Source organism: Kitasatospora sp. NPDC004615, from assembly GCF_042873545.1.
In the GTDB taxonomy this organism is placed as follows: Bacteria; Actinomycetota; Actinomycetes; order Streptomycetales; family Streptomycetaceae; genus Kitasatospora.
The window spans coordinates 531,882-553,213 of the sequence record NZ_JBIALQ010000004.1; the positions used below are offsets into that span (position 1 = coordinate 531,882).

Here is a 21,332-nt window from a genome sequence, read left to right on the forward strand (position 1 = left end):
GGTGGTACGTAGTACCGCGTCCAGGCGTGCGCCAGCCCGAAGTGCGCCCCGTGCGCGCCGGTGTGGGAAGGTGAACCACCGTGACGGGCAAGGGGGATGACGAATGAACCGATGGTCGGACGAGGTGACCAGGGTGCTGACGGCGTCCGGGTGGACGCCCGGGCGGGCGGTGGAGACCGGGCGGTGGCGGGAGCTGTTCGAGCCCGGAGGTGTGGAGCTGCACGCGGCGGCGGAAGCGTTCCTGCGCGAGTTCGGCGGGCTGACCGTCGACATCGACGGGCCCGGAATCACCTGCGCGCGCACGCCGTTCGAACTCGACCCCGAGCTGGCCGTGGGGGAGGAGGACCGGTACCTGGAGCTCGGGGAGGACGTCGGGCGGCGGATCTTCCCGCTCGGCGAACTCGACCACGGCCGGTTCTTCCTGGGCATCGACGAGACCGGCGAGGTCTACCTGGTCGAGGGCGCACTGGCCAGCTTCGGGCCGATGCCGCAGGCGATGGAGCACCTGATCCTCGGGGTCATGCCCCGCTGGATCCGTAACGAACCGCCAGTGGACGGGGGCTGATCGGCGTAGGTTCGGGAGCGGTGATCCACAACTGACGGGTGGTAGAAGGATGGTCGAGTCGCATCCGCTGCTGGGGTACTTCCTGGACGCGGCCAAAGGCGTGTTCCCGCCGGTGGACGGCGAGGTGACGGTGCTCGGGCCGCTGGCGGCCGGGCTGGAGTGCTCGGTGGCGTTCACCGGACACGCGGTGGTCGCCACGGCGCGGCCCGCCGACGAGGTGCGGGCACACGGGGCGGACGGGTTCGGCGAGTCGATGGCGCCCGACTTCCTGCGCCACCTGGCCGGCCCCGGCGGCTGGATCGGCTGCCTCGACGCGACACTGGTCGCCCCCGGCAGCGGCGGCCCCGCCCAACTCGGCCCGCTGGACGGCGCGGACGCACACCCCCGGGTCCAGCACGCCCGCGAGATACGGGCCGGCGTCGAGGTGTACGGCGACGCGCGCGGGCTGGTCACACTCGCCCAAGGACTCGCCGGACGGCGGGAGTTGAGCATCGAACTGCACGACCCCGACGAACCCCTCCCCGGCCGCGGACGCACGCTGATCGCCGACGCACTCACCCTCGTCCCGGAAGGCGAACCGGTCTTCGCCGCCGTCTCGCCCGGCAACGCCCGCTCGCTGCGCGCCTTCCTCGCCTGCGGATTCACCCCCGTCGGCAGCGAGGTGCTGCTGCGCCCACGACGCCCCGTTCACCCGGAGTAGCGGCACGGCCCGCGCCGGAGCGCGGGCCGGTAGCGGTCGTCGAAGAGCCGGCCGGGCGGGGGGAGTTGAGCATCGAGCTGTGCGAGCCGGAGCAACCCTTGTCCCGGAGGCCGAAGCGCGCTTGCCGCAGGCCATTCTGGCGTGCGGGTTCACCCCCGTCGGCAGCGAGGTGCCGCGTTCCGTACCCGGTCGCCCGGAGTAGCGGCACGGCCGCACCGGAGCGCGGGCCGGTAGCGGTCGTCGAAGAGTCGGCCGGGCGGCGGGAGTTGGGCATCGAGCTGTGCGAGCCGGACCAGCCCTTGTCCCGGAGGCCGGCGGGCGCTTGCCGCAGGCCATTCTCGCGTGCGGGTTCACCCCCGTCGGCAGCGAGGTGCCGCGTTCCGCACCCGGTCGCCCGGAGTAGCGGCACGGCCGCACCGGAGCGCGGGCCGGTAGCGGTCGGTGAAGAGCCGGCCGGGTGGCGGGAGTTGAGCATCGAGCTGTGCGAGCCTGACCAACCCTTGTCCCGGAGGCCGACGTGCGCTTGCCGCAGGCCATTCTCGCGTGCGGGTTCACCCCCGTGGGCAGCGAGGTGCCGCGTTCCGTACCCGGTCGCCCGGTGTAGCGGCGCGGCCGCACCGGAGCGCGGGGAACCGGGGTGCGGGCTAGCGTGGGACCGGGCCGGTACGCGGCGAACGCCGCCGGCCCGGTCCCGGTCGGCATGCCCGGCCGGCCTTCCATCCCGGGAGCCGCTGTGAGGGAGCCGCCGTGAGCAAGCAACTCCAAGACCCGGACGAACTGGGCCCGATCGACTACCTGGTGATCTCCTTCCCGGGCAGCCGGCTGACCGGCGAGGGCATGCCACTGCTGGTCGACCTGGTCGACCGCGGCATCATCCGGATCCTCGACCTGATCTTCCTCCGCAAGGGCACCGACGGCACGGTCGCGGCCGTCGAAGTGGCCGACCTCGACGGAGACGGAAAGCTCGACCTCGCCGTGTTCGAGGGCGCCTCCTCCGGCCTGCTCGGCGACGCCGACCTGGCCGAGGCCGGCGGCCTGCTCGACCCCGGCGACTCCGCCGTCGTCCTGCTCTACGAGAACCGGTGGGCCGCCCCGCTCGCCGCCGCGCTGCGCCGGGCCGACGCCCGGATGGTCGCCGGCGGGCGCGTTCCGCTGCAGGACCTGGTCGAGGTGCTCGACGCGATCGAGGAGCTCGGAACCGGGCCCGCGGCCTGACCGCAGAGACACCCCCAGAGACACCCCCAGAGAAACCGCCAGAGAAACCGCCAGAGAAACCGCCAGAGAACCGCCAGAGAAAAGAGAACGCCATGCCCGGACTGCTCCGTGGCGTCGCCCGTACCGCGGTCATCTCCGGTACCGCCACCGCCGTCTCCAACCGGGTCTCCCGCCGCCAGGCCGGACGCTGGGCGCAGCAGGACCCCCAGCAGGTCGGCTACGCCGAACCCGCCGCCCCGCCCCCGCCCCCGCAGCAGGCTCCGGCGGGCGCGCCGGACATGGAGCAGAAGCTCGACCAGCTCCAGCAGCTCGCCGCGCTCAAGGAGCAGGGCGTGCTCACCGAGCAGGAGTTCGCCGCGCAGAAGGCGCGGATCCTCGGCGGCTGAACCAGGGGAACCGGGGGAACCGGGGGAACCGGCATCGGGACGCCCGGGAGGCGCAGTGAACAGGTGGAAGCCGCTGATCGTCCTCGGGACGGCCCAGTTCCTGATGGTGCTGGACGCCTCGGTGATGAACGTGTCGATCAGCCAGCTGGTCGCCGACTTCCACACCGACGTGACCACCATCCAGGCCGTCATCACCCTCTACACCCTGGTGATGGCGGCCTTCATGCTGACCGGCGGCAAGGTCGGCGACATGCTCGGCCGCCGGCAGGTCTTCGTGATCGGCCTGGTGGTGTACGGGTGCGGCTCCGGGCTGACCGCGCTGGCGCCGACCGTCGGCGTGCTCGCGCTCGGCTGGTCGGTGATCGAGGGGCTGGGCGCGGCGCTGGTGCTGCCCGCGCTGGCCGCGCTGGTGGCCGGGTCCTACCAGGGGCGCGAGCGGGCGATCGCCTACGGGGTGGTCGGCGGGCTGGCCGGTGCGGGCATCGCCGTCGGGCCGCTGCTCGGAGGCTGGGTCACCACCTACCTGACCTGGCGGCTGGTGTTCGCGGGCGAGGTGGTCCTGGTGGTGGCGATCCTGGCGGTGATGCGCTGGGTGCCGGCGCAGCCCGCGCCGGAGGACCGGCCCGCGCTGGACGTGCTCGGCGCCGTGCTGTCCGCTGCCGGTCTCGCCCTGGTGGTGCTGGCCGTCCTGCAGAGCGGTACCTGGGGCTGGGTGCAGCCCCGTAACCCCCCGTTCACCGTCCTCGGCTTCGCCCCGACGCTGTTCACCATCGGGCTGGGCGCCGTGCTGCTGTACGCCTTCTGCGTGCACGAACGGCACTACGAGCGGCGGGGCGGGACACCACTGGTCGACTTGGAGCTGTTCGGCAACCGGCCGCTGCGCGCGGGACTGGTGACGCTGTTCAACCAGAACACCGTGCTGCTGGGCCTGTTCTTCGTCATCCCGCTCTACCTCCAGGTCGTGCAGGGGCTGGACGCCTTCCAGACCGGGCTGCGGCTGCTGCCGGTGTCCGTGACGATGCTCGCCACCTCGATGTGCGGCTCGCTGCTGCTGCGGTTCGCCTCGTCCCGGGCGATCGTCCGGATCGGCCTGCTGGTGCTGCTCGCCGCCACCCTGTGGCTGATCACGGCCATCGGGCCGCAGCTGAAGGGCGCCTCGTTCGCCGGTGCGATGGCGCTGCTCGGCATCGGCCTGGGCATGCTCGCCTCGCAGCTGGGCAACACGGTGCAGTCCAGCGTGCGGGCGTCGGAGCGCAGCGAGGCCGGCGGCCTGCAGTACACCGCGCAGAACCTCGGCTCCTCGCTGGGCACGGCGCTGATCGGCGCGCTCCTCATCGGCGCCCTCGCCGCCTCCGTCACCACCCGGATCGAGAGCGACCCCCGGGTGAGCCAGGCCGTCGCCCAGGAGGCCGGGACGCACGTGGAGGCGGGGGTGTCCTTCGTCCCCGCCGACCAGGTCGCCGCCGCGCTGGCCACCCGGTCCGATGTGACGCCGCAGGAGGCCGAGGTGATCGTCGGCCACTACCAGGACGCGCAGATCCAGGGCCTCAAGTCCGCGGTCCTCGCCTGCGCGCTGATCACCGGCGGCGCACTGCTGTTCACCCGCCACCTCCCGACCACCCGCGCGGCGCCCCGGCCGCCCGGCTGAGGGTGCTCAGCGCGGTCCGCGGCGCGCGAAGCGCCAGGCGCCCTGCTGGGCGAGCAGGGTGAGCACGCCGGCGAGGACGATTCCCGACAGGTTGAGCGCCAGCTGCACGGCGGAGCCCCAGCCCTGCGCGTACTCGCCGTACGCCACGGCCACCGCGGCGTTGGCCGCCGCCGGCACGGTGGTGACCGAGATCGCCACCCCGACCAGCGCGGACGCCTTGGCGGAGGTCAGCGACAGCAGGCCCGCGACACCGGCCAGGAAGGCGACCACGAAGGACATCGCGTCCGGCTGCCAGATGAACGAGGTGTTGGGGCGGGCCGCCGCGAACTTGGCATCGCTGAACAGGCCGAGAGCGTCCATCGCCAGCGCGAACCCCACCGTGAGGGCCATCGCGACGGTGAATCCGACCAGCAGGGCCAGCAGGGAGCGGGCCGCCGGGCGGGCCCGGCGCTGCACCACGGCGACGCACAACCCGGCGAGCGGGCCGAACTCCGGGCCCACGGCCATCGCGCCGACCACCAGGATCGCGCTGTCCAGGACGGCGCCGCAGGCGGCCAGCATGGTGGCGACGGTCAGCAGCGCGAGGAAGACCCAGCTGAGGGTGGATTCCTCGTGGACGATCCCGGACACCTCCTCCCACACCAGCGCGTCCACACCCTCACCAGGGGCCCGCTCCTCCGCCTCCTCGGCGGCCCGCGAGATCGTCAGCCCCGACTCGTCCACGGTGATGGCCCCGCGCTCGGCCAGGCCCAGCGCGCGCAGTTCGCCGAGCAGTTCGTCGACCGCCTCGCGGGCCACGTCGCACAGCACCAGGTCCCCGGGCGGCCGAACCGCCCCACCGGGCAGCACGGCGACGTGGGCGACACCGACGCAGGCGTCGATCCGGTCGAGCACCTGTGCGCGCAGGTCGGCGGGAACGATGAGTCGCAGCTGAAGCAAAGGGTCCTCCGGGCGGTCGCGCTGTCGGCCAAACCTTAGGCCCTGCCCCCGGGACCGGTTCACCCGGCGTAACGGGCCGCCAGAGCCTGGGCGGTGGCGGCGAGGCACGCCGTCAACGACTTCCCGCGACTCCCCGTCCGTACCGGCCTCGACGTCCGCGTCTGGTTCGGCCCGGCCGACCCGCCCCCGTCGCCGCCGCTCCAGCGCCTGCGGCTGGAACCCGTGACGGCCTGACGGTTCACCGCTCCCGGAGGTCGTCCAGGTGCGCGCCGAACTCCCGCACGCGCACCTCGGCGATGCGCTCGTAGCGGGCCAGGCGGTCGGTCAGCGCGGCGTCGATGCCGAACGCCACGCCCGCGAAGCCGAGTTCGGCGATGGCCTGCGGCACGGCCGGGTCACCGGGCGCGAAGATCCGCACCGGGTCGCCGACGGCGAGGCAGTGCGGAGGAACGAAGAACTCGTCCGGAAGCACCGTGCGGGCATGGACGAGCGCGGAGACGGCGACCACCGTCCCCGCGCCGACCCGGGCCTCCTGCAGCACACTCGCCGAGGTGGCCAGATACGCGCAGCGCCGCACGGTGCACCCCAGCAGCGTGGCGTGCGGGCCGACGCACACGTGGTCGGCGAGAGTGACGGGCTGCTCGGCGGCGACGGCGGAGGCCCGCAGGACGGCGTTCTCGCACACCACCGTCGCCTCCCCGACCTCGACGAACGCGCCCTCGGCATCCAGCACCGCGCCGTACATCACCCGCGCGCGGGGCCCGATCCGCACATCGCCGACCAGCGTGGCCGTCGGCGCGACATAGGCGCTGGGGTGCACCTGCGGAAGAGCGCCGCGGTGCCTGATCCGGATTCCCTGCGGGTGTGTGGTCACCGGCGGGATTCTCGAGCAGCGCGGACCGCCGCACCGGCGGAAACCGGACACGGCGCTATGGTCGAACGGTGACGGACCCTCAACTTCCGGGCGGCGTACGGCCCGACGACACCGAGATCGCCGCCGGCTGGGCGCAGCCGTGGCGGCCCGGCTGCCGAACCTGCGGATGGGCCGGCCGTCAGCCGAGGTGGTGGAAGGTGTCGGGGACGGGCAGCGAGGCCCAGCGGGGGAGGGGCCAGAGCAGAACGCGGGCGCGGCCGATGACGTGGTCGACCGGGACGAAGCCGCCGCCGGGGTTGTAGAGCTGCTGGTAGCGGGAGTCGGCGGAGTCGTTGCGGTGGTCGCCCATCACCCACAGGTGGCCCGGCGGGACGGTGACGGTGCCCACGGGGTAGTCGTCGCAGGGCGTGGCGCCGGGGTAGAGGTACGGCTCGTCGAGGGCGGTGCCGTTCACCGTCAGGGGGTGGCCGGCGCGGCAGTCGACGGTGTCGCCCGCGACCGCGACGACCCGCTTGATCAGGTCCTTCTCGTCCGCGGACGGCGCCAGCCCGACCCAGCTCAGCACGTTGCGGACACCGCCGGCGACGCCCCCGGTGTCCGACTTGCCGGGGAGCCAGCCGCCCGGATCGCGGAACACCACCACCTCGCCGCGCTGCGGAGTGTCCCCGAGCCACGGGCTGAACTTGTCGACCGCGACCCGGTCGCCCTTCTGCAGGGTGCCCATCATCGACCCGGACGGGATCACGAACACCTGGAACACGAAGGTCTTCAGCACGAACGCCAGCACCAGCGCCACCACCGCCGGCACCACCAGCCCGCGCAGCGCCGAACGCCGGCCGGCGGGCCGCTTCGAAGAGCTGATCGCCCGCAATCGGGTGAGCACAGCGGCACGGTGCGACAACGGACGACCCTTCCCCGGCGGCCGGACAGCCCTTTCCGGGTCCGCCCGGGCGCCATCGTACGGACACGGCCCGTCTGGGGAACGTAAAACGCCTGTCGCCGGCAGTCGGTACCGTTCCTCAACTCCCGTGACACGACAGGTAGGAGAGGTTCACCCGTGACGACCGATACGGAACCCGGCGGATGGGACGCCGCGCTGGCCGACGCCTTCGCGATATTCCTCGGCAACGGCGTGGCGGCGGAACCCGCCGGCGCCCGGTACGGGGCGTACTACGCCTCGGACACCCTCGACGAGTTCCTGTTCCCCAACACCTGGGCCACCCCCGACGCCCTGTCGGCGGCCGAGCCGGGCTACCTGCCGGACCCGGACGGCCCGCACCCCTTCTCCCCGTGGAACTGGCAGTTCGACCTGGGCGCCTCGCTGTTCCGCTTCGACCCCGACCTGCTCGCCGGAACGGGCGCGTGGGGCGCGGACGGGCACAAGGGCCCGAGGCCGTTCGACGAGGCCTTCGTCGCCGACCTGCGCGCCGTCGCCGCCGTGGACGACACGGACGGCGCGGTGGTGCGGGGCGTGGAGCTGGCACCGCTGCTGCGCCGCCACGGGGTCGACCTGACCGACGAGGCGTGCGTGCGGCTGAACCACTGGCTGACCGTCGTTCTGCGCGTCGCCACCGGCGGCACCCTGGACGAGGCGATGCGGGCCGCGACCTTCACCGAGCGCGGCCCCGAACACCTGGTGACCGGGCACGACGTGAGCATCGACCGTCCCGGGGACGAGACCTGGGAGGCGCCGCTGCGCGCGGTCGCCCACCCCGGGCTCCGCGACCACCTGCGCGCGCTCTGCCGCACCGAGGCCGATGCGCGCAGCGAGGGCGGCTTCTGCAGCGGCTCCGAGCACTGGCCATGGAGCGACGTGCTGGACGCGGCCGGCTGCTCGCTCGTCATGGGCTGGGGGTTCGGCGAGCACCAGGCCGGAGTGGCCGCCGTGCGCCTGCCCGGCTGACCGCACGCCGGAAAGCGAGCGATGCCGCGACCGGTCCCCCAACCGGCCGCGGCACCGCCCACGTCGCGACTGCTAGACGCGCTGCCAGAGGGCGGGAACCACGTCCGGCGTCCAGGTGCTCTGCGAGGTGTGGGCCTGCAGGCAGCGGTAGCTGACGCCGTTGTAGGTGACCACGTCACCCGCGTTGTAGTTGACGCCCGCCGCCCAGGTGGTGCCGCCGCTGCCGCCGCCGTTCACCACCAGGGTGAAGGTGGTGGCGTGGGTGGCCGAGGCGCCGGTGCCGGTCAGCGTGATGGTGTACGTGCCGGCCGGGGTGGACGCCGAGGTGGCGACCGTCAGGGACGAGCTGCCACCGCTGGAGACGGTGGACGGGCTGAACGAGACGGTGGCACCGGACGGCGCGCCGCTCGCGGTCAGCGACACGCTCTGCGCCGAACCGGAGGTGGTCGCCGTGGAGAGCGTCGCGGTGGCGGACGAACCGGCCTGGACGGTACCGGTGGCCGGGTTCACCGACACGCTGAAGTCGTTGACCGGCGTGGTGGTGCCGCCCACCGAGGTCTTCCAGATCGCGTACGCCACACCGTCGGCGTTGCGGTTCAGCACCGTCGCGTCGACGTTCGAGGTGGTGTCGCAGGACTGGTGGTAGCAGGAGTCGTACGAACGGCCAGCCGTACCACCCCACTTGGCGGCCTGCCCGGACGTCTTCACGGCGTCCGCACCCGCCGCGTAGCCCGAGGTCGGGATGCCGGCCTGCTGGAACGAGTAGTCGTCGGAACGGCCCTGGCCCTCGACGTTCTCCTCCGGCTGGAGGTTCAACGAGTCCCAGTACGCCTTCAGCGGCGCCGCGGTGGCCGAGTTGACGTTGTTGACGAAGTAGCCGGCGTTCGGCGAGCCGACCATGTCGAAGTTGTAGTAGCCCTTGATCGCCGAGCGCTGGGCCGAGGACAGCTGGCCGACGTAGTACGCCGAGCCCTGCAGGCCCTGCTCCTCACCGGCCCACCAGGCGAACCGGACGTGCTTGCTCATCGTCGGGTTCTGCTGCGCCAGCACGAGCGCGTTTTCCAGCAGCACCGCCGAACCCGAGCCGTTGTCGTTGATTCCCGGGCCGGCCGAGACCGAGTCCAGGTGCGCGCCGAACATGGTGACCTGGTCCGACGGGCCGCCCGGCCAGTCCGCGATCAGGTTGTTCGAGATGTAGCTGCACGAGGTGCAGGTCTGCTCGGTGACGGTGTAGCCCGCCGCCTGAAGCTTGCCCTTCACGTACGCCAGCGATTGCGCGTAACCCGCGCTGCCCGCCCGGCGGTTGCCGCCGTTCTGCTGCGCCACGGTGTACAGCTGGCTCAGGTGCGCCTGCACCTTGGCCACGTCGACGTCCGGGGCCGAGCCGCCGGGGTTGCCGCCACCGCCGCTCACCGTCAGCTGGTACTGCGCGGTGTGGGTGGCCGGACCGGAGCCGGTCACGGTCAGCGGGTAGGTGCCCGCCGGGGTGTTCGCCCCGACGCTGATATTCAGCGTCGCCGAACCGCCGGTCTGCACGCTCGACGGGGAGACCGCCGCGGTGGTGCCGGTCGGCGCGCCGCTCACGGACAGCGAGACGTTCGCCGCCGAACCCGAGGTCACGGCCGTGGAGACCGTCGCGGTGGTCGAGGCGCCCTGCTGCACGGTGCCCGCGGACGGGCTCAGCGCCAGTGAGTAGTCACTGGTCGGGGTGCCGGTGCAGCTCGGGTCGCCGGGCTGGGCCGGCACGCTGACGGCGTCCCAGGCGGCCTTGGTGCGGGCGTGCAGGTTGCAGGTGGGGTCCAGGTTCTTCGCGGCCGTCAGGGTCGCGGTGCGGTACTTCTTGTACGTCATGCCGCTGGTCTTCAGCAGCATGCCACCGTAGAAGATCTTGCCCGCGTTCTGGATGCCGACGCCGGTCAGGTTGGAGGAGGAGTTGCAGGTCGGGCTGGACGGCTTGCCGCCGCCCGGGTTCGAACCCTCCGCCAGCAGGTAGAACCAGTGGTTCAGCGGGCCGGCCGCCGCGTGCTCCTCGGTGTTCGGGATGGACGCCGAGTAGCAGTTCGGGTTCCCGGATATCTGCGAGGGGTTGTACATCACCCGGATCGGGCCCTGCCCGACCAGGTTGATCATCTCGCCGACCGTGTAGTCCGGGGAGTCGTACGGCGCCGGCTCGTTGGCGTACGCCTCGGTCAGCGCACCCATGATGTCGCCGGTCGCCTCGCCCAGGCCCGCCTCGTTGCTGGACGCGCCACCCGGCGTGTACTGGTCGAGGCCGTGGCCGAACTCGTGGCCCACCACGTCCATCGCGGCGATCCACTCGTTGGCCTGGCTGTGGCCGATCGAAATGGTCGAGCCGTCCCAGTACGCGTTGATGTCGTTCAGACCGACCTTCACCGGCCAGCTGCCGCCGTTGCCGTTGTGGCCGTTGCGGCCCAGCCAGTCGCGGAGCATGTCCCACTCCTTCTGCGCCGCGAACATCGCGTCGGCGCAGCCGGTCTCCTTCGAGGTCGGGTTGCCCGTGCCCCAGGAGTCGGAGGACTTGCTGAACACCGAACCCGTCGAGTAGTCCGAACACTGCAGGCCCGGACGGTTCGGGTCGCGCAGCGAGAACGAACTGCCGGAGCCGGTGGTGGAGATGGTCAGCGGCGACGGGCCGTTCCACTTGCTGTTGATGGTGCCGGCCTTCACGTCGTCGTAGCTGTCGGCGACCTCGCCGGTGATCGCGTCGACGAACACGTGCAGGTGGCTCGGCCGGTTCCCGTCCGAACCCGACAGCACCGACTCCCAGGCCAGGCGCGAGGTGCCGTCCTTGACCCGGACCACCAGCCGCGGGGCCTCGGCGGAGTCGACCTTCGCCAGCTTCGCCCGGGCCGCCTTCTCCGCGGCCGCGGCGTCGATCTTCGCCTTCGTCGGGACCCCGACCGGGCCGGACTTCGCGTTCTGCACCGCCCGGACCTTGCCCTGGCCGTCGGCGAGCACCACCGCGTCGCCGCCGACCACCGGCAGGCCCTTGTAGGTGCGCTCGTAGGACACCGAGTACAGGCCGCCCAGGAACGGGGTGACGGACTGTCGCTCGTACGACTCGTCAGGACCCTTGGCCAGCGCGTCCAGGCCGGCCGACGCGGCCAGGTCCGCCGCCGAGACCGCTGCGGCCAGTGGGGTGGGCGCGAGCGGAGCGGGCGCGGGCGAGGCAGCTGCCTGCCCGGCGAAACCGCCGAGCATGCCGCCCAGCACGGCCAGGGTGGTGCCGGCGGTCAGCAATCTGCGTTTCATTCAGAGCTCCTATGATGTGGGGGTGCCACAGGTGTGGGGGTGCCCGGAACCCTCACACCGTCGCCATGCCACGGTCAACGGAGCTGACAGGGCCTGCCAAGAGCTGGCAAGTTCCGTCAAATTCCCCGACCCTGGCGGCAGTTGGAAAACAACAGGTACAGACCACGCCATGTACGCGGCCGGGGTCGGTTCGGTACCGTCTCGATACCGCCCCCCGCACGGGCGGGGGCGGCGAAGCCTTCGGGGAGGTGGCGGCGAATGCTGGGCGCAACCGACCCGGACACCATGCCGGACGGCAGCGGTGCCATCGGCAGCGGCATCGACAGCGGCATCGACCTGGGCAGCGGCAGCGGCAGCGACCTGGGCAGTGGCGGTGGCGGCGGCAGCGGCAGCGGCAGCGACCTGGGCAGTGGCAGTGGCGGCTGGCAGGAATTCGGCGCGCTGCTGCGCCACTGGCGCCGCCACGCCGGCTGGACCCAGGCCCAACTCGGCGCCGCCGTCGGCTACGACCACACCGCCGTCAGCCGCCTCGAACACGGCGCCCGCCGCGCCACCCCCCGACTCGTCCGCCGCCTCGACGAACTCCTCTCCACCAGCGGCGAACTGACCCGCTGCTACGGACGCGCCGAAACCGCCGAGGCCGACCGCCCCGCGCTGCCCGCCCACCTGCTGCGGCCACCGCTGCCCCCCGGCTCCAGTGCGACCGCTTGTTCCGCAGCACACGAGCACCTCCCCGAGCGGCTGCCCCACCACGACCTGCAGTGCCCGCTGCACGGCGCCACCGGCTGCCAACTCCCGCCCCCCGACGCCGTGTTGGCGCTGCACTCGGCGTTCTGCGACAACCCCGCCGCGCCGCTCGACACCGACACCGTGCACGCCCTCGCCGCCGTCCTCGGCGCCCAACTCCACAGCGCTGAGCGAGCGATGGGCGAACGCGGACCCGGCGCCGTGATCGAGGCCACGCTGCGCGCCGTGGTCGCCCGGCTCGCCGACGCGCCCGCCCGGCACCGCCGCGTCCTCGCCCGACTCGCCGCCGAACACGCCCACGCCGCGGGCAGCCTGCGCCTGCACGGCGGACGCCCCGCCACCGCGATGGCCTGCTTCGACCGCGCCGTCGGCTGGGCCCAACTCGCCGGCGACCCCGCCACCCAGGTCGCCGCCCTCAGCGACATGGCCGTGCTCGGGCTGCTCGACGACGACCCGTTCTCCTCCCGCGGCTACGCCCGCGAGATCCGCCGCGCCGCACCCGGCCACCACTGGTCCGGCGCGCTCTCCCAGATCGGCGAGGCCCGCGCCACCGCGCTGGACGGCGACGTCCCCGCCACCGTCCACCACCTCGGCCGGGCCCGGCTCCACCTCGACCAGCCCGAGCCCATCGAGACCCACATCGCCTGGCTCGCCCCGCCGGCCCTGCGGATGCGGATCGAATCCGGCTCCGCCGCCGCCCTGCGCGACCTCGCCGCCGCGAGCGGCGACCCCCGCCTCGCCCGCCTCGCCCTCGACGCCGCCCACACCGCGCTCGGCCTGCTCGGCACCGGCGAACTCCCCGCCGCCCGCGCCATGCTGACAGCCCGCATCGCCGACTGCCACCTCTGCCAGGACGACCCGCACACCGCCGTCGCCACCCTCACCCCCCTCCTCGACACCCCGCCCGCCACCCTCCCCGCCCTGGTCCGCCACGAACTGCGCGGCCTGCGCACCCGCCTCACCGCCGGAGCACCCCGCTGGGGCCGCACCGCGACCGAGACCGCCGCCAGGCTGGCCGCCGCGATCTAGCTAGGCGTGGGTCAGGTCGGCAGCGTTGCTCTCTCCCCGCTGCTGGGCGCCCCGCTCGGGCCGGGGGATGAGGAACGTTGCCAGCATGCCGAGGACGAGCAGCGCGGCGCAGGTCCAGCCGTTGACCCGGACCGCGTGGGACATGGCGTCGCGTGCGGCGTCGGCGGCGGGCGCCGTCTGCGGGTTGTCGGCGAGCCGGGCGATCATCGCGCCGGCGCTGTCGGAGACCGCCGAGGACAGCCGGGCGGCGTCGGCCCCGGGTGTTCCCTGCCGGAGGAGGCGGTGCGACAGGTCGGAGGCCAGTGCGGTGAAGAACGTCGAGGTCAGGACGGCGATGCCGAGTGCGGAGCCGAGTTGGCGCGCGGCGCTCTGGATTCCGGAGCCCTGGCCGGCGTGTTGCGGTGGCACGTCCGCGAGGACCACGTTGGTGACCTGGGCGGTGGCGAAGCCGACCCCGGTGCCGTACAGGAACAGGGCGGTGGCGATGACCCACCACGGGGAGTCGCTGCCGGCCAGCAGGCCGAACGTCAGCAGGCCGGCGGCCTCCAGGAGCAGGCCGATCCGGACCAGGCCGACCGGGCCGGTCCGCTCGGCCAGGCCGAAGCTCGCGCCGCTCGCGAAGAAGCTGCCGACCGCGACGACGAAGACCAGCAGCCCGGTCCGGACCGGTGAGTAGTCCAGGGCGTACTGGAGCCAGAGCGGCAGCACGGCGAGCATGCCGAACTCGGCCAGGGCGATGACGAATGTCGCGATGTTGCCCGTGCTGAAGGACTTGATGCCGAACAGGGAGGTGTCCATCAGCGGCGCCGTTCCGCTGCCCCGGGTACACCGAGCCTGGCGGAGCAGGAAGAGGACGAGACACGCCACCGCGGCGACCAGGGCGACCGGGACGACCGAGAGGCCCGTGCCCTGCCCGAACGGACCGAAGTCCTTGCGCGGTTCCCACCACCCGTAGTTGCGTCCCTCGATCAGCGCGAACGCGAGAAGTCCGAGGCTCAGCACCGACAGCGCCGCGCCGACGGCGTCGAGTCGTCCCGGCCGGCGGGGGGAGAGCGGGAGAAACCTCATGACGCCGGAGAGGATCAGGGCGACGACCGCGAGGTTGATGCCGAACGCCCACCGCCAGGAGTAGTCGGCGAGCCAACCGCCCAGCAGCGGTCCGACCGCGGCCGCCGCCCCGATCGTCGATCCCCAGACGGCGAACGCCTTGCCGCGGTCCGGCCCCCGGAAGTTCAGGTTGAGCAGCGCCAGCGACGTCGGCATGATGATCGCGCCACCGACACCCTGCACGAACCGGCCGGCGATCAGCAGCCCGCCGGTGGGCGACACCGCCGCTGCGATGCTGGCCAGCCCGAAGAGCACCGTCCCGGCGACGAACAGCCTGCGCGCTCCCAGGACGTCCGAGAGGCGGCCCGCCACCAGCAGCAGGGCGGCCAGCACGATCGCGTAGGACTCCTGGATCCACTGGGCGCCGAAGGCCGAGATCCCCAGGTCGTCGATGATCGGTGGCATCACCACATTGACGATGGTGAAGTCCACGACCACCAGCGCGACACCGAGGGAGACGGCGATCAGGCCCCACCAGGCGCGCCGGTCGGCGGGTGAGGGCCGAGCCGGATTCTCGGACATGACGTTCTTCCGTTCTGTCGGAGGTTCGATGGGGGGCGGGGGAGGCGTCCGGCCTCCGAGCCAGTGGCACCCTGCCAGCAGAAGAGGACGTAACCTGACCGCTACTCACACCAATCCGGGGGCAATCCGTGATCGCCAACCGAACGCTGGAGCTGCTCAGCCTGCTGCAGGCCCAGAAGGAGTGGACCGGCGACGGCCTGGCCGAGCGGCTGGGGGTGTCCCCGCGGACGGTCCGGCGCGACATCAACCGACTGCGCGAACTGGGCTATCCCGTCACGGCGCGCAAAGGCCCCTCCGGCTTCTACCGGCTGTCCCGCGGGGCTCGGCTGCCCCCGCTGGTCGTCGACGACGAGCAGGCCATCGCCATCGCGCTGGCCCTGCAGACCGCCCCGGCCTCGGTCACCGGCGTGGGGGACGCCACGAAGCGCGCGCTGAACTCCATCAAGGAGCTGCTGCCTCCCCACCTGGCCCGCAGGCTGGCCACCTTCTCGGTCGAACAGCTCGAGAACGCCTGGGAGTTGGCCCCGCCCCAGGTCGATCCCGCACTGCTGGCGCAGCTGAGTGCCGCCGCGCAGCAGCGCGAGCTGGTGCGGTTTGCCTACCGGTCCGTCGACCGCGAGCCGGTGGAGGGCGAGGAGGTGCTGGCCGAGCCCCACCGGCTCGTCGTCTGGTCCGGGCGCTGGTACCTGGTGGCGTACGACCAGCGGCGGAACTCGTGGCACACCTACCGGCTCGACCGGATCGGTCAACTGGCCTCCACCGCATGGCGGTTCGGCCCCCGCGAGGTGCCGGAGACGGACCTCGCCAGTTTCGTCCAGAGCCAGCCCGACCGGGGGGACACCGCGGACACCTGGCCGTGCTGGGGCACTGTCCTGATGGAGTGCCCCGCGACGCTGGTGGCGAAGTGGGCTCCGGGCGCGGCGAGTTTCGAAGCGGTCGACGAGCGGACCACCCGGATCCGGATGGGGGCGTGGTCCTGGTCGGGGATCCTCGGCTTCCTCGTCACCTTCGACTGTCCGTTCACCGTCGAAGGCCCGCCCGAACTCGCCGAAGCGGCCCGCCGGTTGATCGGCCGACTCGCCGCCGGCGCGCCCCTGCCCGATGAACACGCCTCCGTGCCGCCGAGGGCCAGGACGGGCAGTTCCTAGCCGGTCCGGCCCGGAGGCGACGGTTCGGGGGCGGTGGGTGGCGTCAGCATCGCGGCGAGCCGGTCGACGCCGAATCCGCCGATCAGGAGGCGTTCCTTGCGGCTTCCGACGAGGCGCTGGGTCCAGTCGACGAACCCGCCGTCCGCGACCTCCAGTTGCCGGCCGTGGACGGTGGCGTGGATCTTGTAACAGAGGTCGGTGTAGTAGCCGCGTCCGGTCGCCCGGTCGGGATCGTCGACGATGTCGACGCCCGGTGTCCCGGCCAGCTGCGTCCGGGTGCGGGCCAGGACCGGCGCGGCGCGCTCGTCGAGGCAGGTAAGGCGGATCTCGGTGCGGCGCGCGCCCGCGCGTGTCATCGCCCGGACGGCGAACCGCAGGTGCTCGACCAGGTGTTGGTGCTCGAACGCCCGGCTGCCGGTGTCCCGGCCGGCGGTCACCAGGGCGAACAGCTGGAAGTGGGCGAGCATGCCGGGCGCGTCGAAGTGCTGGGCACGCACGACTCGTTGGCCGGCGGCCAGCCGGACGGGCACGGTGGAGCGGGGGTCGGCGGCCAGGGCCCGGGATCTCCGCTCGGCCGCCTCCAGGGCCAGGGCATTGGTCGGGTCGGCGGCGACCTCGCTGCCACGGATGGTGGCGACGACCTTGCGCGGATCCACGGTCGCCACCGCCGTGTGCGCGGCCAGCGGTACCAGCGGAGCCAGGGTGACCAGCTGGAAGTCGCCCGGCAGAGCGGACAGCAGGAGGTCCTCGGCCTGCCGCAGTTGCGCGAACCCGGTCGGCGCCGGGGTCACGAACCGGTCGGTGCGATAGCGCCGCATCACCTCGGCCGGAGTGAGCCGGTCGGCGCGGCGCCGGAAGACCTCCAGGAGCAGCGTGGTCAGCTCCGAACCCGTCAACTCCTCGGAGAGCACGTCCAACAGTTCCGGCCCACCCGCCTTGGCCAGCACGCGGCGCAGCGCCGGGTCGGCAGAGTGTTCATCGCTCGTCATGGCGGGTCAGTATCGCCGGACCGGAAGCGGGGAGACCATCGAATTACCCCGCTCCGTCCGTCCGGGCTCTGCAAGACTCGCGGCATGAAGTCGTTCCCCGCGAACCCCGACAGCCTGGCCGACCCCGTCACGCTCGTTGACGGGCAAGGCACTTGCTGGGTTCTCCACCGCAAGCGCCTGGACCTCCGCCTCGTCCGTCGGCTGGTGAAGGACGCGGCGACGCCCGTGGTGTGGGGGGACATGGGCGGCATCAGCCCGCGACCCGTGGCCGAGGCGGAGCGTTCCACGCTCTGGGCCCTGATCAAGGACGAGTACAAGGGCCCTGGCGGGACGTGGTCCGGGCGGTACCTGGCCCACGAGTTCCGGGCCGGGCCGGGCGGCGGATGCTCTACGTCGAGGACCACTGCTGAGTGAACCCGCCTCGAGGCCGGGGCACATGACGCCTCCTCTGGGCGGGGGACTATGATCTCTTGATTCACCGATCCCGAGGAGGCAGCCATGGGCGCAGCAGACGATCGCGAGCCGGAGATCTCGGACGCGGACCTGCTCGACGTCGCCGACAACCCGTCGCAGGCCGCGGAGTTGCACCGGGCGCTGCGGACGATCGCGAAGGCGGACGGCGTCGGGCCGGAGCTCCAGCAGATGGCCCGGGAGGTGCTGAGCGGGCGGATCGGCATGAAGGACGTGGTCGAGTCCGACCGGTACCTGTCGGCGATCGGGGCGCGGCTCGGCGAGATGCGGGAGGCGGCGGCGAACATGTCGCCGGAGGAGCGCGCCGCGTCCGAGAAGCGGGCGGTGAAGCTGCGCGAGCAGTCCGAGGCCGAGTACGGGCCGGACGAGCCCGACGAGTGGGACCGCCCGCGCGACGACCGCTGACGTCCGGTCAGGTGGCTGATGTCCGGTCAGGTGCTCCGCAGAGCGGAGCCGACGGTCGCCTCCAGGGCGGCCAGCGCCTCGGCGGAGCCGAAGCGGCCGGACTCGACCTGGTCGCCCGCGGCGAGGATCAGCGTGTAGACGCTGGTGACCAGCCAGTGGGCGGGCAGGTCGGTGCGGAAGACGCCCTCGTCCTGCCCGCGGGTGATCAACTGCTCGACGGTGGCGAGGACATCGGCGTGCCGGTCCTCGACGGTCTCCGCGGGCAGGGCGCGACGGGCGGCGTGCAGCATCCGCAGGTTGCGGTCGAGCAGGTGCCAGGACGAACGCAGCAGGGTGCGCAGGGCCTGGTCGGCCGGTGCGCGCTCCAGGTGGTGGGCCGCGACGGTGGCCGTGACTTCGCGCAGCGCGCGGTCCATCAACTCGCCGAGCAGCGCCTCGCGGGACGGAAAGTGCGCGTACAGGGTGACCCGGCCGACGCCCGCCGCGGCGGCGATCTCGGTCATGCTGGCCTGCGGGTCGCGGGCGAAGCAGTCGGCGGCGGCGGCCAGGATCGCGGCGATGTTGCGTTCGGCATCGGCCCGCCGGGGCTGCCCGGAGCCGCCGCGCCGGGTGGACGCGGCGGCGCCGCGCTGGTCGGATTCCATGGTCGGAGTCTAGGCCCGTCTCTTTCGGGTCCTGCGGGGTGCCGGCAGGCCACCCGCCCGCGCATGCGCGGGAGGTGTGCGATTTCTACGCAGGCTCCCTGCAGGCCACCCGCCCGCCCGTGCATGCGCGCGTCGCCTCAGTGCGCGTGCATGCCCGCAGGCCGTTCGGCGCGGCCCGGCGGGATCAGCACCGGGGCGAGGGCGGCCATCAGCAGGGCGGCCGCGGCAAGGACCAGGTGGGCGGTGGGGAAGCCGGCCGAGATGTGGGCGACGATGCCGGGGGCGGCGGCGGTGGAGACGACCGCGATGCCGATCGCGCCGCCGACCTCGTGGAAGGTGTTGACCACGCCGGACGCCACGCCCGCCTCCTCGTGCGGGACGAAACCGAGCGCGGTGGTGGTCGCGCAGACCAGCACCGGCACCACCCCGAACCCGGCGATCGTCAGCCCGGCGACCGTCCACCAAGGCCCGTCCGTGACGGCGAGCAGCACGCTCCCGGCCGCGGCCAGCAGCAGGCCCCCGGCGGCGACGGTGCGGACGCCCGCGTGGGCGAGCAGGTGGCCCGTCAAGTGGGCGGCGACGGCGGTGCCCGCCGCCATCGGCAGGACCAGTGCTCCGGTGGCGAGCGCGGACAGGTGGCGGACGTCCTGCAGGTAGAGCGAGGCGAGGAAGACCAGGCCGAGCAGCAGCGCGGTGGCGGCCAGCATCAGCAGTGAGCCGGCGGCGACCGGGCGGCGGGCCAGGATGCGGACGTCCATCAGCGGGGCGGCCGTCCGGCGTTCCAGCAGGACGAACAGGCCGTAGAGCACCACCGAGCCGAGGAGGGGCAGCAGGACGGAGGCCGAACTCCAGTCGTGGTCACCGGCGTTGACCAGCCCGAGGATCAGCGCGCCGGTCGCAGCGGTGACCAGCAGTGCGCCCGGCAGGTCGATCCGCCGGTCGCCGACAGCCGGGGCGGACGGGAGCAGCGCGGGCAGCGCGACGAGGACGCCGAGGCCGACGGGCAGGTTGACGAAGAACACCCAGTGCCAGCCCGGTCCGGCGGTGAGCAGCCCGCCGAGCATCGCGCCGGCGGCGAAGCCGATGCCGCCGAGCATCGCCCACACACCGAGCGCCTTGGTGCGCTCCGGCCCGTCGAACGCCCGGGTCAGCGCGGCCAGCGCGGCGGGGGAGACCAGGGCCGCGCCCACGCCCTGGGCGGCGCGTCCGGCGAGCAGGACGGCGGGCCCGTCGGCCAGGCCGCCGGCCAGCGAGGCGGCGGTGAACAGGAGCAGACCGGCCGTCAGGACCCGGCGCGCCCCGAACGCGTCGGCCAGCCGTCCGCCGAGCAGCATCAGCCCGCCGAAGCAGAGCGTGTACGCGGTGACGGCCCAGGTCAGCGCGGAGCGGCCGAGGTGCAGGTCGGCGCCGATCGCGGGCAGCGCGACGTTGATGACCGTGACGTCCACGATCAGCACGAACTGGGCCAGGCAGAGCACCCCGAGCAGCAGCCGGCGGCGCGGATGCCCGGCGGCCGGGGCGTGGGTGGACGGTGGGTGGTGCGCGGTGCCGTGCATGGGTGGACCCCCCGTAACTCGAACAGTGGTGTACGGGTTAATGGATACCGGAAAACCTCCAACTTGAACAGTGCTGTTCGAGTTGGAGGCTGGAGGGCGGGAAAGCCGAGGCCGGTCAGGCGAGTTGGGTCAGCGCCCGCGCGGCATCCGCGAAGAACTGCTCGTCGGCCGTCTCGTGCAGACCCAGCAGCACACCCTGGGTGAGCCCGACGAACAGCGCCCGCAGCGCGGTGACCAGGCGCTGCGCCCGATCCGCCGTCACCGTGCCACCGGCGAGCGCGCGTCCGGCGAACAGCTCCACCAGCTGCGCCTCCTGGGCCCGCACCGACTCGGCCAGCCGGGTGCGCAGGTCGGTGTCGTGCACCGCCATGTCCAGCAGCGTCACCTGCAGGGACAGCGCGGCCATCGCGTCGGGGCGGTCGCAGCTGCGGCGGTAGTGGCGGGCGAAGGCGTCGACCGCCGCCGGCAGGTCGAGTTCGCGCGGCAGGGCCTGTTCGAGTTCGGCGTAGTGCGGGCCCAGGTGGTCCGCGACCACGGCCACCACCAGGCCGTTCTTGCTGCCGAACAGCGAGTACACCGCCCCGGTGGTCACCCCGGCCAGCGCGGCGATCTCGTCCAGCTTCGCGCGGTAGCCGTCCCGGGATACCAGCTGGAGAGCGGCGTCCAGCAGTGCCCGGCGGTTGCGTTCCTTGGCCTCGGCCCTCGTCATTCGCATAGTCTGATTATTACCGTAATCTCGTTATGAGAAACGGGAAACGCTCAGGGGAGGGGAACTCGCATGGCGAGGAACAGGACGGTGGGGATCGTGGCCGACGGCGCCTTCAAGGTGCTGCTGGCGGCGGTGTTCGGCCTCGGGGCCGTGCAGGTCGGCGGCCAACTCGGCGTCGCGCCATGGCTGATGATCGTCTGCGCGGTGGCCCTGCTGATCTGCGGCGCGGCCGAGATCCGCTTCGTGCGGCGGCGGCCGGCCCGCACCTGCACCCGGCTGATGATCGGCTACGACGCCGGCTGGGTGCTGACCGCCGCCGCCGGGCTGCTGCTGGCGCACGGCGGCAGCAGCGCGGGTGGCGAGGTGTGGATCGGCTACCAGGCCCTCGCGCCACTGGTGTTCGCGGCGGTGCTGGCCCGCGCCGAGGAGGGTCGTGCCGAGGAGGGCCGAGTCGAGGAGGGCCGAGCCGAAGAGAGCCGAGGCGAAGAGAGCTGAGGCATCC

At 73.0% G+C, this 21,332-nt stretch carries 21 protein-coding genes; 12 read left to right on the forward strand and 9 right to left on the reverse strand.

Annotation, left to right across the window (positions count from 1 at the left end):
• Positions 1 to 103: 103 nt before the first annotated feature.
• From ACFYS8_RS17100 to ACFYS8_RS17120, 5 genes are all read left to right on the forward strand, one after another.
• Entirely contained in the window at positions 104 to 565 is a 462-nt protein-coding gene (locus ACFYS8_RS17100) for an SUKH-3 domain-containing protein (RefSeq protein WP_387641790.1), read from the forward strand.
• A gap of 49 nt (positions 566 to 614) precedes the next feature.
• On the forward strand, positions 615 to 1,265 hold the full coding sequence (locus ACFYS8_RS17105) for a hypothetical protein (protein ID WP_387641792.1): 651 nt from the start codon (positions 615 to 617) through the stop codon (positions 1,263 to 1,265).
• Positions 1,266 to 2,012: 747 nt separating this feature from the next.
• Positions 2,013 to 2,480, forward strand: coding sequence for a DUF6325 family protein (locus ACFYS8_RS17110; RefSeq protein WP_387641795.1), 468 nt, complete (start codon positions 2,013 to 2,015; stop codon positions 2,478 to 2,480).
• A gap of 92 nt (positions 2,481 to 2,572) precedes the next feature.
• Entirely contained in the window at positions 2,573 to 2,866 is a 294-nt protein-coding gene (locus ACFYS8_RS17115; protein WP_387641797.1) for an SHOCT domain-containing protein, read from the forward strand.
• Positions 2,867 to 2,921: 55 nt separating this feature from the next.
• Positions 2,922 to 4,514: an MFS transporter gene (locus tag ACFYS8_RS17120; protein WP_387641800.1), complete on the forward strand. Its 1,593-nt coding sequence runs from the start codon at positions 2,922 to 2,924 to the stop codon at positions 4,512 to 4,514.
• Positions 4,515 to 4,520: 6 nt separating this feature from the next.
• On the opposite strand, the gene ACFYS8_RS17125 is transcribed toward ACFYS8_RS17120, so the two are convergent.
• Positions 4,521 to 5,453 (reverse strand): DUF389 domain-containing protein, encoded by a 933-nt coding sequence (locus ACFYS8_RS17125; protein ID WP_387641803.1) that lies wholly within the window; start codon positions 5,451 to 5,453, stop codon positions 4,521 to 4,523.
• A 93-nt stretch (positions 5,454 to 5,546) separates the two neighbouring features.
• Between ACFYS8_RS17125 and ACFYS8_RS17130 the strand changes: the two genes are divergently transcribed.
• Positions 5,547 to 5,687, forward strand: a complete 141-nt coding sequence (locus ACFYS8_RS17130) for a hypothetical protein (RefSeq protein ID WP_387641805.1) — start codon at positions 5,547 to 5,549, stop codon at positions 5,685 to 5,687.
• Between the two features lie 4 nt (positions 5,688 to 5,691).
• Here ACFYS8_RS17130 and ACFYS8_RS17135 read toward each other — a convergent pair whose 3' ends face one another.
• Both ACFYS8_RS17135 and lepB read right to left on the reverse strand, forming a co-directional pair.
• Positions 5,692 to 6,327 (reverse strand): gamma carbonic anhydrase family protein, encoded by a 636-nt coding sequence (locus tag ACFYS8_RS17135; protein ID WP_387641807.1) that lies wholly within the window; start codon positions 6,325 to 6,327, stop codon positions 5,692 to 5,694.
• Between the two features lie 178 nt (positions 6,328 to 6,505).
• Positions 6,506 to 7,210, reverse strand: a complete 705-nt coding sequence (lepB, locus tag ACFYS8_RS17140; RefSeq protein WP_387641810.1) for a signal peptidase I — start codon at positions 7,208 to 7,210, stop codon at positions 6,506 to 6,508.
• Between the two features lie 174 nt (positions 7,211 to 7,384).
• Between lepB and ACFYS8_RS17145 the strand changes: the two genes are divergently transcribed.
• Complete coding sequence (locus ACFYS8_RS17145; protein ID WP_387641812.1) at positions 7,385 to 8,230, forward strand: hypothetical protein; 846 nt, start codon at positions 7,385 to 7,387, stop codon at positions 8,228 to 8,230.
• A 72-nt stretch (positions 8,231 to 8,302) separates the two neighbouring features.
• On the opposite strand, the gene ACFYS8_RS17150 is transcribed toward ACFYS8_RS17145, so the two are convergent.
• A complete protein-coding gene (locus ACFYS8_RS17150; protein ID WP_387641814.1) occupies positions 8,303 to 11,503 on the reverse strand; it encodes a M28 family peptidase in 3,201 nt (1,066 codons plus the stop codon).
• A gap of 258 nt (positions 11,504 to 11,761) precedes the next feature.
• Here ACFYS8_RS17150 and ACFYS8_RS17155 point away from each other — a divergent pair, with 258 nt between their 5' ends.
• Positions 11,762 to 13,279 (forward strand): helix-turn-helix domain-containing protein, encoded by a 1,518-nt coding sequence (locus ACFYS8_RS17155; protein WP_387641817.1) that lies wholly within the window; start codon positions 11,762 to 11,764, stop codon positions 13,277 to 13,279.
• Here ACFYS8_RS17155 and ACFYS8_RS17160 read toward each other — a convergent pair whose 3' ends face one another.
• Positions 13,280 to 14,908 (reverse strand): MFS transporter, encoded by a 1,629-nt coding sequence (locus tag ACFYS8_RS17160; protein ID WP_387641820.1) that lies wholly within the window; start codon positions 14,906 to 14,908, stop codon positions 13,280 to 13,282.
• A gap of 128 nt (positions 14,909 to 15,036) precedes the next feature.
• Between ACFYS8_RS17160 and ACFYS8_RS17165 the strand changes: the two genes are divergently transcribed.
• Positions 15,037 to 16,056: a helix-turn-helix transcriptional regulator gene (locus ACFYS8_RS17165; RefSeq protein ID WP_387641823.1), complete on the forward strand. Its 1,020-nt coding sequence runs from the start codon at positions 15,037 to 15,039 to the stop codon at positions 16,054 to 16,056.
• On the opposite strand, the gene ACFYS8_RS17170 is transcribed toward ACFYS8_RS17165, so the two are convergent.
• Positions 16,053 to 17,045: a hypothetical protein gene (locus ACFYS8_RS17170; RefSeq protein WP_387641825.1), complete on the reverse strand. Its 993-nt coding sequence runs from the start codon at positions 17,043 to 17,045 to the stop codon at positions 16,053 to 16,055. The genes ACFYS8_RS17165 and ACFYS8_RS17170 overlap by 4 nt on opposite strands.
• Before the next feature lie 84 nt (positions 17,046 to 17,129).
• Here ACFYS8_RS17170 and ACFYS8_RS17175 point away from each other — a divergent pair, with 84 nt between their 5' ends.
• Both ACFYS8_RS17175 and ACFYS8_RS17180 read left to right on the forward strand, forming a co-directional pair.
• Positions 17,130 to 17,459 carry a hypothetical protein gene (locus ACFYS8_RS17175; protein WP_387641827.1) on the forward strand — a complete coding sequence of 110 codons (330 nt, stop codon included), beginning with the start codon at positions 17,130 to 17,132 and terminating at the stop codon, positions 17,457 to 17,459.
• 84 nt (positions 17,460 to 17,543) lie between these two features.
• A complete protein-coding gene (locus ACFYS8_RS17180) occupies positions 17,544 to 17,921 on the forward strand; it encodes a hypothetical protein (protein WP_387641829.1) in 378 nt (125 codons plus the stop codon).
• A 26-nt stretch (positions 17,922 to 17,947) separates the two neighbouring features.
• On the opposite strand, the gene ACFYS8_RS17185 is transcribed toward ACFYS8_RS17180, so the two are convergent.
• From ACFYS8_RS17185 to ACFYS8_RS17195, 3 genes are all read right to left on the reverse strand, one after another.
• Complete coding sequence (locus ACFYS8_RS17185) at positions 17,948 to 18,565, reverse strand: TetR/AcrR family transcriptional regulator (protein ID WP_387641832.1); 618 nt, start codon at positions 18,563 to 18,565, stop codon at positions 17,948 to 17,950.
• 137 nt (positions 18,566 to 18,702) lie between these two features.
• The gene (locus tag ACFYS8_RS17190) at positions 18,703 to 20,121 is read right to left on the reverse strand and encodes an MFS transporter (RefSeq protein WP_387641834.1); all 1,419 of its coding nucleotides are present in this window, start codon (positions 20,119 to 20,121) and stop codon (positions 18,703 to 18,705) included.
• Positions 20,122 to 20,236: 115 nt separating this feature from the next.
• Positions 20,237 to 20,830 carry a TetR/AcrR family transcriptional regulator gene (locus ACFYS8_RS17195; RefSeq protein ID WP_387641837.1) on the reverse strand — a complete coding sequence of 198 codons (594 nt, stop codon included), beginning with the start codon at positions 20,828 to 20,830 and terminating at the stop codon, positions 20,237 to 20,239.
• Between the two features lie 69 nt (positions 20,831 to 20,899).
• On the opposite strand from ACFYS8_RS17195, the gene ACFYS8_RS17200 reads away from it, so the two are divergent.
• Positions 20,900 to 21,325, forward strand: coding sequence for a hypothetical protein (locus ACFYS8_RS17200; RefSeq protein WP_387641839.1), 426 nt, complete (start codon positions 20,900 to 20,902; stop codon positions 21,323 to 21,325).
• The last annotated feature ends 7 nt before the right edge of the window (positions 21,326 to 21,332 follow it).

Bases quoted from the DNA above. Each gene is read 5' to 3' on its own strand.
- ACFYS8_RS17100 (WP_387641790.1), top strand. From the start codon at position 104: ATGAACCGATGGTCGGACGAGGTGACCAGGGTGCTGACGGCGTCCGGG.
- ACFYS8_RS17105 (WP_387641792.1), top strand. From the start codon at position 615: ATGGTCGAGTCGCATCCGCTGCTGGGGTACTTCCTGGACGCGGCCAAA.
- ACFYS8_RS17115 (WP_387641797.1), top strand. From the start codon at position 2,573: ATGCCCGGACTGCTCCGTGGCGTCGCCCGTACCGCGGTCATCTCCGGT.
- ACFYS8_RS17150 (WP_387641814.1), bottom strand. From the start codon at position 11,503: ATGAAACGCAGATTGCTGACCGCCGGCACCACCCTGGCCGTGCTGGGC.
- ACFYS8_RS17155 (WP_387641817.1), top strand. From the start codon at position 11,762: ATGCTGGGCGCAACCGACCCGGACACCATGCCGGACGGCAGCGGTGCC.
- ACFYS8_RS17160 (WP_387641820.1), bottom strand. From the start codon at position 14,908: ATGTCCGAGAATCCGGCTCGGCCCTCACCCGCCGACCGGCGCGCCTGG.
- ACFYS8_RS17170 (WP_387641825.1), bottom strand. From the start codon at position 17,045: ATGACGAGCGATGAACACTCTGCCGACCCGGCGCTGCGCCGCGTGCTG.
- ACFYS8_RS17175 (WP_387641827.1), top strand. From the start codon at position 17,130: ATGAAGTCGTTCCCCGCGAACCCCGACAGCCTGGCCGACCCCGTCACG.
- ACFYS8_RS17180 (WP_387641829.1), top strand. From the start codon at position 17,544: ATGGGCGCAGCAGACGATCGCGAGCCGGAGATCTCGGACGCGGACCTG.
- ACFYS8_RS17185 (WP_387641832.1), bottom strand. From the start codon at position 18,565: ATGGAATCCGACCAGCGCGGCGCCGCCGCGTCCACCCGGCGCGGCGGC.
- ACFYS8_RS17190 (WP_387641834.1), bottom strand. From the start codon at position 20,121: ATGCACGGCACCGCGCACCACCCACCGTCCACCCACGCCCCGGCCGCC.
- ACFYS8_RS17195 (WP_387641837.1), bottom strand. From the start codon at position 20,830: ATGACGAGGGCCGAGGCCAAGGAACGCAACCGCCGGGCACTGCTGGAC.
- ACFYS8_RS17200 (WP_387641839.1), top strand. From the start codon at position 20,900: ATGGCGAGGAACAGGACGGTGGGGATCGTGGCCGACGGCGCCTTCAAG.